We start from the raw sequence: 11,368 nt of genomic DNA, 5'->3' as shown, positions 1-11,368 counted from the left end.
CCCCCAACGGATGTTGCCGCTCGTTACGTGGTTGGCTACGAACCAGTGGCGACAACACCGCCTCCCCTGACAGCAGAGCAAGTTGCAGCCTTGCGTCAACAGTATCGACTTCCTGCACCCCCGATAGTAGAACAGCTACGGCGGTTAATTGGGGGAAATTCCAGTATTACGACACCCACGGCTTTCGGGGCTGACCGAGGGCAGGCATTTATCGGAGGGGGCTTCCAAGAAAGAACCCGCAACACCAATAAGGCAGATGGGGTAATTGCAGCAGGTATTGGTGTGGGCGATGCTCGCAAAGCCGTGGGTGTAGAAGGAGTTATCTCAATCTATGACCTCTTCGGCGATGATAGCTTTGAAGATGGTGGCATCAGCTTCAAGATTCACCGCCAGTTTGCTAATGACATAGCCGTCGCTGTTGGGGTAGAAAATATCGAGACATTTGGAGAACCCGATCCGGGGTACAGCACCGTTTACGGTGTCGTCAGTAAAGTTTTCCCACTAGGATCTCGGACAACCGCAGGCTTCTCCCCCTCAGTTACTGCCTCTGTGGGTCTGGGTGGCGGTCGCTTTCGTTCAGTACCTGATATTGAGGCTGGTAGAGATTCTGTCAATCCGTTTGGCAGTATAGGCGTGCGCGTAGCTCAACCAATATCGGTCATTGCCGAATGGAGCGGTCAAGATTTGAATGTGGGTGCTTCGATCGCTCCATTCGAGAATATACCGCTGATCATCACTCCAGCGCTTGCTGATGTAACCGGAAATGCTGGTGATGGGGCGCGTTTTATCCTGGGCGTCGGTTACGGCATTACTTTCTAAGTTCTTTGCTCGCAAAACAAAAGCCATGAATATCAAACGTCTTTCTGTAAATCTCGGTCTGGGTTTAGCTTTGGGTTCTTCTCTTCTGCTTTCGGAAACAGCGCTTGCCCAGACTCCAGGCTTCAATTCAGATGTCACAGGGCCGGTTATGACGACTAGCGACGTTGTCAACGGAGCCTTCATACCCGATAGAGGTGGGCGGGGAAGACTCGCCTTCAGAACGGAGGCGATCGCGTCTGCTGTCAACCAGGCAGCAGCCTCAGTCAACTCCCAGACCGCCAATAATAGCTTAGGGAACGTTTTGACAGGGACTGGAAATGTTGCTGCTAGCGCGAGCCAGCTAGAAAGCGGTCTGGTGAATGCTACTGAAGGCATTAATCCAACCCTGGCTCGTAACGTAGTTGCCAACTTGCAAGGGCTAACCGCAAATGCTAGGGTCGATGCGGTTCGTCTGGCGGCGGCAGTGGAAGCATATAATGCTCTCATCAACTCCAGTAGCGGCGTATTTTTGAGCGAGCCTCCCGATGAGCTGCTAGCGATTCAATCTGTCCTGGCTGCATTGCTAAATGCTGCTTTTGGGGCAGGTTAATGGTACTTCCAAATTTGATGTCAATTAATGAGGCTCTATGGGGTTGAGCGCTGCTACTATCAGTCCCTATCAGGGAGTTTGGGATGAAATCGCTCAGCGAGCTGAAAACTTGAGCTAAGTGTAGGTGAAACAAACTCTAGCAGCACAAAAGCTGCTCCATTCTTGGAAAAAGCTGACTAGTGGCTCGACCAACCGCCAAATCTTTGGTGCAGCGGTTACGGTGGCGCTGTGGACGGCTGTAGTTAAAGTGGCAGGTGTTGCTAAGGAATTAGTTGTCGCCTTGCGATTTGGAACTGGGGATGATATAGATGCTTTTTTAATTGCTTTGCTAGTTCCTTCTTTTCTGATCAGTGTAGTGGCTGGCTCTTTTAATGCAGCTCTGATCCCTACATATATTAGGGTGCGGGAACAAGAAGGAAAAGAAGCCGCTCAAAGGCTTTTTTCTGGGGTAATGGTTTGGAGTTTGGGGTTACTGGCGATCGCTACTTTTTTAATGGTAGTAACTGCTCCGTTTTACCTGCCATTAATTGCTAGAGGATTCAGCCCAGAAAAGTTAGATTTAACTTACCGCTTACTCTGGATAATTGCCCCTGTTCTGATGTTTAGTGGAATTCAAGTCATTTGGAGTGCAGTTCTCAATGCGGGAGAGCGGTTTGCATTAGCCGCTCTCACCCCAATTATAACTCCCACCTGTAGTGTAATACTGTTATTGACGTGCCGCGCTTGGGGTATCTTTGCCTTAGCAATTGGGTTAGTCTGCGGTGCATTATTAGAGATGACACTTTTGGGAACAGCCTTGAAGCGACAAAACATTTCACTGCTTCCAAGGTGGTATGGCTTTGAGCCTCACTTGCGTCTGGTAGCTGGTCAGTATGCACCGATGATTGCAGGGGCTTGTTTAATGATTAGCACAAGTATAGTCGATCAATCAATGGCGGCAATGCTCTCGCCAGGTAGTGTGGCTACTCTGAGTTATAGCAACAAAATAGTTGCAGTGATATTAAGCTTGAGTGCAGGTTTATGGAAAGCTATCTTACCCTACTTTTCCAAGATGGTTGCAATGAGGGATTGGCTAGGTCTTCATCATACCCTGCAACGATATATATTGCTCATTTTTGCTAGCACAATTCCCATCACAATATTTATATGTATATCTTCGAAGGCGCTAGTGCATTTTTTATTTTACCGAGGAGCATTTACTGATGAAGACACCTATACTGTATCTCAAAGTTTATCATTTTATTCATTACAAATACCTTTTTATATTGCTAATCTTGTTTTAATTACCTTAATTTCATCTATGCAAAAAAGTTATCTACTTATGTGGGCATTTGCTTTAAATTTAATTACTAATGTTTTTCTAAATTATGTTTTTATAAAATGGCTAGGACTTGCTGGTATTGCCCTTTCCACTAGCTGTGTTTATTTCTTATCATTTTCAGGAATATTACTTTTGGTTACTAATAATTTGAAAATTAATCTGCAAAAAGAGTCTGTATGAATCAAGAAAAGATTTGGGAGTATTTTCAATTTAATGCTATCGAAAGGTTTGACGCAGCGAATCCAAGATTGAAATTTATATTTGAGAAAGCTCTTAGTTTATTTCGCGCTGCTCAACCTAGAGTTATGAACATTGGCATAGGCAACGGTAAGCTTGAGATGCAATGTGTAGAGCAGGGTTGGGAAACTTTTGCCTTAGATCCATGTGAAACCGCTGTTGAAAGGCTCAAAGAGTATGGTATTCAGGGACAAGTTGGTTACATTGAAGCAATACCATATACTGACAGGTTATTTGATGTCGTCTTTGCTTCTGAAGTACTTGAGCATCTCGACGACAAGCAGCTGGAGCTAGGATTGCAGGAAATAAAGCGTGTGCTAAAAACAAACGGATATTTTATTGGAACGGTTCCTTTCAATGAAAATCTTTTAGATAATGAGGTAGTTTGTCCCGAATGCGGTAAAGTTTTCCATCGCTGGGGTCATCTACAGTCTTTTGACAAACTTAAGATGAGAGTAACTCTTAAAAATGCTGGTTTTGAAATTATCTCCTTAGAAACTTATGCGTTCCCAGATTTTACGAGGAAGTCAATTACAGACAAATCAAAATCTTTAATTAGATGGGTTTTAGGCAGACTTGCTTCCCCAATTTCTTATCCTAATTTGTTTTTTATCGTCCAAAAGGTGTAATATGCGCTTAAAAGGTATAAACTATTAAGTTAGCAGAGCAATAGCATCTAAATCATGAATGCATTGCCTAGTAAGGGTTGCATAAATTCCTAAGCATAAATGTGTTTATGTCTGAAAATCTTGTCTAGTTGAAATTTCCAAAATAGGATGGATTGAAGATAGGGTGTGAAAGAAGGCATACTACATAAAAATCTATATTACTACTAAGCAGGTTGGAGGATTAAATGAAACACATCGTTTTAATGGGGGAAGAAAAACAGGACTACATTGTAGATGATAAATTTAAGCTGTCTTATTTTAATCCACTTAAATATTTGCCTTTTTCAGAATTTGCAAATAGTAGTAATTTAGATTTTCTGTGGCGGAACAATAGTAAAAACTCTGGCAATATTCAATTATATAAAAAGTTGTTAGAAGATTTTATTGAAAGATTTGCAGGCGTTGATATTATTATTGCAACTTTTTTTAATCCTTTTCATCCAGAATGGCTAATTAAAAACTTCCTTAATACAGTTAAAATATACGGTTGTATAGACGATCCTTGGGCAATCTATAAAAGAAGAATTAATAGTCTATGGGCATTTGATGCTGCGTTTTATGTTTCTCCGAGTTACGATTGTGGCATTTCAATGAAAGATGCGTTGGCTATGTGGGGTGTTCCAATCAATTATTGGTGGCCTTTGTCGCTTTATAACAAAGTATCCCTTGAACACTGCAAAGAAATACAACAAAGCTGGACAGAAAGAATGGGAGGCATTATCTATGTAGGAAATTTATACGGTTCTAAATTTGATAGACTGGTTGAATTTAAACGTCGAACCGGAAAAGAGTTTTCGATTTATGGGAGATGGCCTTTAGGAGGTTACGCGGGCTTTTTGGGACCAATCAGAGGGAGAAAATTTTTCCCTTACCGTGTTAGAAGTATTACTAATGAGCAGCGACGGCAACTATATTTGAGGCATAAAATTTGCTTAAATATGCACTTATCCGACTATCCTCGTGAGACAGGCAATATGCGGATGTATGAAGCTCCTTTTCATGGATTGATGCTTCTTTGCGATAAAGCTGCTGATGGATGGCACGAGTCGATATTCAAGCCAAATGTAGAGGCGGTTTTCTATGACGATATTGAAGATGCAGTAGATAAGGCAAAATTCTATCTTAAACACGATTCTGCTAGGGAAAAAATAGCCCGTACTGGATTTGAAAGGTTTTGCAAAGACTATGATGCAGATAAATGTCTTAAATTGTTTCTGGAATGGGCCTCTAGCGTACAAGTAAAGCTACCGCTTTTACGGAACAACCTGGGATAAAACTAAAAATTAGAGACGCTAGGGAAAAATTTTTCATGTTTAATAATAAGTATGCAAAAATCATTTCTCATCAAAAAAAACCATTTAAATTTCTGCTATCAAGAGTTTTAATGAGGTCGGGAATCTGTAGATTTTTCAAAGTTAAGCAGAATGGTTACTATCTTCGATTTTACCCATCAGCTTTATCTGCTACGTTGTGGATATATCCGGACGATCGCCAGTCAGAAGAGTCTTTTTTTAGAAGCTATCTAAAAAAAGGTGACAAGGTTATTGATGTTGGAGCAAATATTGGGAGTTTGACCGTTCTTGCTTCTCTAATAGTAGGTTCTCAAGGTAAGGTTTATTCAATAGAGCCGCACCCCGAAACTTATCAATATCTTATGGGTAATTTAAGATTAAATAGGTTATTAAATGTAGAAACATTTAATTATGCTATTGGGGAAACTTCAAAAAGTATAGTATTTTCTGATAAATCTGATGATTCAAATAACCAAGTTATGGCAGACGGTAAAGGGATACCCATTTCCATGAAGAAGCTGGACGAATTAGCGATTGATGAGCAGGAGATAAACCTGTTAAAGATTGATGTAGAGGGATATGAGAAATTTGTGTTTGATGGTGGATATAGAATAGTAAATCAGGTAGAATGTATTTTTTTTGAATCCTATGAAACTCATTTTGTTAAATTTGGATATAGCACATCAGATATTATTAAGTTTCTTGTTGATCGTGGATTCAGATGTTTTAAACTGGTTGACAAGTTAACAATACAAGAGGTTTCTGTGAGCTATGTCTCGAAAATATGTGAGAATTTGCTAGCAGTAAAAGATATAAGCTCATTTTTGCAAAGAACAAGCTTTGTTCGCGTGGAGAAGCTATGAAAAGCACTTTTGAGCAGCAAGTGAAGCAGGGCGATCGCTTTCAATTTGGCAAAAACTGGCAGCGCTTTTTATCAGTTCTCAATGATGAGCGCATTGCAAAAGCACAAAAGTCGCTCAAACAGATGCTGCAAGTAGAAAATTTACAAGGTAAAACCTTTCTTGATATTGGCTCTGGTAGCGGTTTATTTTCTCTTGCGGCTCGTCATTTAGGAGCTAAAGTGCATTCTTTTGATTACGATCCTGATTCAGTAGGTTGTACGCAAGAACTCAAACGCCGCTATTTTCCTGATGATAATAATTGGATTATTGAACGAGGTTCAGTTCTAGACGCAGATTACTTAAAATCTCTAGGTCAGTTTGATATTGTTTATTCATGGGGCGTGCTTCACCATACTGGAGCTATGTGGCAAGCTATAGAAAATGTCACTTTGCCTGTTGCAGAGGGGGGTAGGTTGTTTATTTCTATCTACAATGAACAGGGTGGTAAATCTAAACGTTGGCGCAGAATCAAGCAATTTTACTGTTCAGGAACAGCAGGAAAAACTATAGTTTCTACTTTGTTCATTCCCTATTTTATTTTAGGTGAATTTAGCATAGATATACTTAAGGCTCGAAATCCTATAGCTCGATATACCGAGTACAAAAAATCCAGGGGTATGTCCAGAGTTTATGATTGGTTTGATTGGTTAGGCGGCTATCCATTTGAAGTCGCCAAACCAGAAGATATATTTAATTTTTACCGCGATAAGAGTTTTGTGCTAGAAAACCTGAGTACTTGTGGAGGTGGCTTAGGCAACAATCAATTTGTCTTTAAAAAGCAATGATTGAGATTGCTTTTCTAATTCGCTCCCTAAATTACGGTGGGGCTGAAAGACAATTAATCACTCTTGTAAAAGCTCTTGACAATAAAAAATTCAATAAAACAGTTCTATACTTCTACTCTGGTGGGGCATTAGAAAAAGATTTGCAAGATAGCGGGATACAGTTGATTTGTTTAGAAAAGCGCGATCGCTGGGACGTTGTAGGCTTTTTATTGCGTCTTATCTATCATGTAAAGCGCATAAATCCTAATGTCTTGTATGGATTTATGAGTACATCAAATTTACTGACTATCTTCCTAAAGATTTTTCTTCCATCAACTAAAATTTTCTGGGGAGTTCGAGCATCCAATGTTGATTTAAGCCGATATGACTGGCTATGCCGTCTTATATTCAAACTAGAGTGCTTATTTTCTCATTTTGCCGACCTAATTGTTATCAACTCTCATGCGGGTCAAGCTTATCATCTAGCACATGGTTTCCCTGCTGATAAGATGGTAGTAATTCCTAATGGTATCGATACAGAACGCTTTAAACCAGACAAGGAAGCAAGGGCGAGGGTGCGAACAGAATGGAGTATAGCTGAGGACACAATATTAATTGGATTAGTCGGACGGTTAGACCCTATGAAGGACCATCCTACCTTTCTCAAGGCAGCTGCACTTCTATGTCAAGAGTGGGAGAATGTACGCTTTGTCTGCGTGGGTAAAGGTCTGGAGAGTTATGCTAATGAGTTGTATCAGCTATCTGAAGAGTTAGGTATCTCTAACAAAATTATTTGGGCAGGAGCGCGTGCCGATATGCCTGCGGTTCATAATAGCCTAGATATGGCTGTTTCTTCTTCTTACACCGAGGGATTTCCTAATGTGATTGGGGAAGCGATGGCGTGCGGTATCCCATGTGTGGTGACAGATGTGGGAGATTCAGCCTGGATTGTAGGTGATACGGGGGTGGTAGTGGGGAAGCAAAACCCAGAAGCTCTTGCTTTAGGGTGGGTAGCTTGTTTAGAAAGGGAGAAGAGTGTCTTGGGGTTAAATGTACGTTCGCGTATAGTCGAGCATTTTAGTGTGAAGCAACTCGTAGAGCAAACAGAGGAAGCACTGTGGCTGAAGGTTTAACCAGCGATTTGCTCAGGGCTGCTTTTTGTATTGGATTATTATGCTTCTGGATTGCTAGTCGAAATCTTTCAATTTTTACAGCTTTTTATGCAGCCCTTGTCAAAGTTTTAATTCCGCTGGTTTATTTTGCTTTTTTCCTTGATGGTACTTGGATATTTCTGGATGACATAACTTATCAATTTCAAGGAACCAAAATGCTGCAATTGGGATATAACCCAATTACAGCACTAGTCAATCCAGATGGTCTGTCGAATCTGATGTCTCTATCGGGAGGGAGACATGTCCTCTATGGGTGGTGGAATATACTCGGTCAGTATTTATTTGGTAAGTATTACTACTCTCCAGTCTTTCTAAACGTTTCTCTTACTTTTATTAGTGGATATTTTCTGTTTCGTATAGCTCATCTGAGTGGTTTTAGCCGTAAGTATGCTCAGGGGCTGCTTCTGTTTTCTTTATTTCACTGGGAAATAGTAGCATGGTCATCCTTTCTGAACTTAAAAGATCCTATTATTATGACTCTTACTATAATAGCAATCTACTTAATTTTAAGATTATCAAAACAGCTTAAATTTTATGATTTATTGGGCTTGGGAGGAGTTATTTTTATCTTTTTCTGGATTAGATTTTATGTCCCTGTCGTCATCATGATAGCTACCGGAATCTGGCTCTCTCTTTTTCAGAAGGGCTGGCGTAGATACATTTTACTTTTTTTAGCAGCTATTGGTAGCATTTTTGTTATATTTTTCTTAGGGTTAGAAAATACTCTATATAATTTCAATCGCCTTGAGCAGAATTGGACTACTATTCTATTAGGAGTAATCAGAATGGCATTAACGCCTCAACCTTGGTCAATTGAGCCAGAATATACTTTTCTATTTTTTCCATCTATTCTTCATTGGGTATTATTTATCCCTGCTATCTGCGGTGGATGGATGCTTTGGCGGTGTTCAAGGGAAGTCAAATTTCTATTCGTATACCTTGTCCTAACCCTTTTTCTTTATGGAGCTTTCTATGAGCTACAAGGACCTCGTCAGCGGCTTCAGATAACTCCTATCATTGCTTGGGCACAGTTTCACTTCTTGTGGGTAGTTTTAAAAATTCAGCCCCCTCGCATTCCGTTAAAAGGACATTTGACATAGCTAAGATCACAAAATATAGATGAAATTGTTGTTTATCATCACCGGGCTTTCAATTGGTGGGGCTGAAATGATGCTCTACAATTTGTTATCTCGTATAAATCAAGAGCAGTTTGATCCGGTTGTCATTTCTCTAGGGAAGCGAGGAAGCTTAAACACTTGCATCGAATCTCTAAACATCCCAGTTTACACTATTGATATGAAACCAGAAATACCAACCTTAACCTCTATTTGGCGGTTGGTTAGTATTGTGCGAGAACTCAATCCTAACTTGATTCAAGGCTGGATGTATCATGGTAATTTAGCAGCACAATTAGCTGGTATTATTGCTCCTCAGCCAGTACCTGTACTCTGGAATATTCGCCACTCTCTGCACTCATTAGACAGCGAAAAAGCAGGTACAGCAGCCATCATTAAACTATTAGCTAAACTTTCTAGTTATCCCGCACAAATTCTGTATAACTCTAAAACCAGCACAATCCACCATGAGGAGCTTGGCTACAAAGCTGAGAAAACTAGAATAATTCCTAATGGCTTTGATACAGATTTATTTACTCCCTCACTACAAGCTAGAAATAGCTTACGAACTGAACTAGGCATTGCAGACAATATATTTCTCATCGGTTTAATGGGGCGCTATCACGCTGTTAAAGATCATGCAACTTTTTTGAAAGCAACTGCAACTCTGCTTGAAACATACTCAGATATACATTTTGTTCTTGCAGGTAGGGAAATCAGTCGAGACAATAAAGCCCTACAGGATATTATCGAAACATGGGGGTTGACAGAGCGAATCCACTTGCTAGGAGAACGCTCTGATATGCCACAGATTACAGCAGCTTTAGATATTGCTTCCTCTTCTTCTTACAGCGAAGCTTTTCCCAACGTCATTGGTGAAGCTATGTCCTGCGGTGTACCTTGTGTGGTTACAGATGTGGGAGACTCAGCCTGGATTGTGGGTGATACAGGGCGGGTTGTACCTGCACGAGATCCGCAAGCCCTAGCCCATGCCTGGAAAGAGCTAATCGACCTGGGATCAATGGATAGAGAAACGCTGGGGCATCTGGCACGGACAAGAATCATCGAACACTTTTCTTTAGACTCTGTTGTGACACAGTATGAGGAGTTGTATGAGATTGTACTTACTGGGCAACTCAACAGAAGGAATTAGGGTGAATGTGCGGTATTACAGGCTTTTGGGACATATCCAGACAAAAAAGCGCATTGGAAATGCAGGCGATCGCGCAAAAAATGTCCGATGCCCTACTCCATCGTGGCCCAGATGACGGCGGCGCGTGGGTAGATGCCGCAGCCGGAATTGCACTAGGTCATCGGCGGCTGGCAATTGTAGACCTCTCCCCACAAGGACATCAGCCGATGGTGTCTGTTAATGGGCGCTACATCATTGTATTCAACGGCGAGATTTATAACTTTTTAGACTTGCGGCGAGAACTCGAACGGCTAGGGCATCGGTTTCGGGGTGGTTCCGATACAGAAGTGATGCTGGCTGCTTTCAGCGAGTGGAGTTTGCAGCAAGCCATCCAACAATTTAATGGTATGTTTGCTTTTGCGCTGTGGGACTGTCAAGAACGAGTTTTGCACTTGTGCCGAGACAGGCTAGGGGAAAAACCCCTATATTACGGCTGGATGGGCAAAACTTTGTTATTCGGTTCCGAATTAAAAGCGCTCAAAGCTTATCCCCATTTCCAATCTGAAATTAACCGCGATGCCTTAGCGCTGTTTCTGCGGCACAACTATATTCCCACACCCTATTCCATCTACCAAGGCATCTACAAATTACCCCCCGCCACAGTCCTAACCTGGAATGGTGGTGAAACTCGTTCTTCTGCAGTACCCTATTGGTCTGCCAAGCAAGTTGCTGAATCAGGTGTGACCAACTCCTTCACGGGTTCAGAGGCGGAAGCAGCAGAAAAACTAGAGGCGTTGTTACAGGAAGCCGTCAAGCTACGAATGGTGGCAGATGTCCCCCTGGGTGCTTTCCTCTCAGGCGGCATCGACTCCTCGACTATCGTAGCCATGATGCAGCGAGTCTCAAGCCAACCCGTGAAAACCTTTACCATCGGTTTTTATGAAAACTCTTACAATGAAGCTGCTTATGCCAAAGCTGTCGCCCAACATTTAGGCACAGACCACACAGAATTATATGTGACACCGGAGCAAGCACTAGCAGTTATCCCCAAGCTACCAAGTTTGTACGATGAACCATTCTCTGACTCATCCCAGATTCCTACCTTCCTCGTCTCACAACTTGCCAGACAGCAAGTGAGTGTTGCACTTTCCGGCGATGGAGGGGATGAACTCTTTGGTGGCTACAACCGCTACTTCTTGGTTAGCAAGATTTGGCAGCAAATCGGCTGGATACCGCCAACGATGAGGCAGGTTGCAGCAGATGCATTGACTAACTTATCCCCTGATAAGTGGAACCAAGCCTTTTCTTATGTTGATAGTCTACTACCCGCGCAACTACAGCATCCGAACCCAGGCGA

10 protein-coding genes and 1 pseudogene are annotated in these 11,368 nt (G+C 41.8%); all 11 read left to right on the top strand.

The features are described 5' to 3' along the window. A pseudogene (locus NDA06_RS25285) lies at nt 1–819 on the top strand (S-layer homology domain-containing protein); the annotation flags it as partial. 25 nt (nt 820–844) lie between these two features. Beyond that, complete coding sequence (locus NDA06_RS25280; RefSeq protein WP_190985135.1) at nt 845–1,408, top strand: hypothetical protein; 564 nt, start codon at nt 845–847, stop codon at nt 1,406–1,408. A gap of 124 nt (nt 1,409–1,532) precedes the next feature. Then, nucleotides 1,533–2,909 (top strand): lipid II flippase MurJ, encoded by a 1,377-nt coding sequence (locus NDA06_RS25275; RefSeq protein WP_190985136.1) that lies wholly within the window; start codon nt 1,533–1,535, stop codon nt 2,907–2,909. Beyond that, complete coding sequence (locus NDA06_RS25270) at nt 2,906–3,595, top strand: class I SAM-dependent methyltransferase (protein ID WP_190985137.1); 690 nt, start codon at nt 2,906–2,908, stop codon at nt 3,593–3,595. The genes NDA06_RS25275 and NDA06_RS25270 overlap by 4 nt, the downstream gene beginning before the upstream one ends. A gap of 224 nt (nt 3,596–3,819) precedes the next feature. Continuing rightward, nucleotides 3,820–4,908, top strand: a complete 1,089-nt coding sequence (locus tag NDA06_RS25265; RefSeq protein WP_190985138.1) for a glycosyltransferase — start codon at nt 3,820–3,822, stop codon at nt 4,906–4,908. 35 nt (nt 4,909–4,943) lie between these two features. Then, on the top strand, nt 4,944–5,789 hold the full coding sequence (locus NDA06_RS25260; protein ID WP_190985139.1) for an FkbM family methyltransferase: 846 nt from the start codon (nt 4,944–4,946) through the stop codon (nt 5,787–5,789). Continuing rightward, nucleotides 5,786–6,613, top strand: coding sequence for a class I SAM-dependent methyltransferase (locus NDA06_RS25255; RefSeq protein WP_190985140.1), 828 nt, complete (start codon nt 5,786–5,788; stop codon nt 6,611–6,613). The genes NDA06_RS25260 and NDA06_RS25255 overlap by 4 nt, the downstream gene beginning before the upstream one ends. Beyond that, nucleotides 6,610–7,725 carry a glycosyltransferase gene (locus tag NDA06_RS25250; protein ID WP_190985141.1) on the top strand — a complete coding sequence of 372 codons (1,116 nt, stop codon included), beginning with the start codon at nt 6,610–6,612 and terminating at the stop codon, nt 7,723–7,725. Before NDA06_RS25255 ends, NDA06_RS25250 begins: the two co-directional genes overlap by 4 nt. Beyond that, complete coding sequence (locus NDA06_RS25245; protein WP_190985142.1) at nt 7,710–8,864, top strand: hypothetical protein; 1,155 nt, start codon at nt 7,710–7,712, stop codon at nt 8,862–8,864. The genes NDA06_RS25250 and NDA06_RS25245 overlap by 16 nt, the downstream gene beginning before the upstream one ends. Nucleotides 8,865–8,883: 19 nt before the next feature. After that, complete coding sequence (locus NDA06_RS25240; RefSeq protein WP_190985143.1) at nt 8,884–10,032, top strand: glycosyltransferase; 1,149 nt, start codon at nt 8,884–8,886, stop codon at nt 10,030–10,032. A 5-nt stretch (nt 10,033–10,037) separates the two neighbouring features. Then, nucleotides 10,038–11,368 (top strand): asparagine synthase (glutamine-hydrolyzing) (gene asnB, locus NDA06_RS25235; RefSeq protein ID WP_348251909.1); only part of this gene is annotated, 1,331 nt, incomplete at its 3' end.

It is taken from the genome of Trichocoleus sp. ST-U1, from assembly GCF_039961835.1.
Classification (GTDB): Bacteria; Cyanobacteriota; Cyanobacteriia; order Cyanobacteriales; family FACHB-T130; genus FACHB-T130.
Note: the sequence above shows the minus strand (reverse complement) of the source record. Positions and strands in the feature narration are given on the sequence as shown.

Bases quoted from the DNA above. Each gene is read 5' to 3' on its own strand.
- NDA06_RS25280 (WP_190985135.1), top strand. From the start codon at position 845: ATGAATATCAAACGTCTTTCTGTAAATCTCGGTCTGGGTTTAGCTTTG.
- NDA06_RS25270 (WP_190985137.1), top strand. From the start codon at position 2,906: ATGAATCAAGAAAAGATTTGGGAGTATTTTCAATTTAATGCTATCGAA.
- NDA06_RS25265 (WP_190985138.1), top strand. From the start codon at position 3,820: ATGAAACACATCGTTTTAATGGGGGAAGAAAAACAGGACTACATTGTA.
- NDA06_RS25260 (WP_190985139.1), top strand. From the start codon at position 4,944: ATGTTTAATAATAAGTATGCAAAAATCATTTCTCATCAAAAAAAACCA.
- NDA06_RS25255 (WP_190985140.1), top strand. From the start codon at position 5,786: ATGAAAAGCACTTTTGAGCAGCAAGTGAAGCAGGGCGATCGCTTTCAA.
- NDA06_RS25250 (WP_190985141.1), top strand. From the start codon at position 6,610: ATGATTGAGATTGCTTTTCTAATTCGCTCCCTAAATTACGGTGGGGCT.
- NDA06_RS25240 (WP_190985143.1), top strand. From the start codon at position 8,884: ATGAAATTGTTGTTTATCATCACCGGGCTTTCAATTGGTGGGGCTGAA.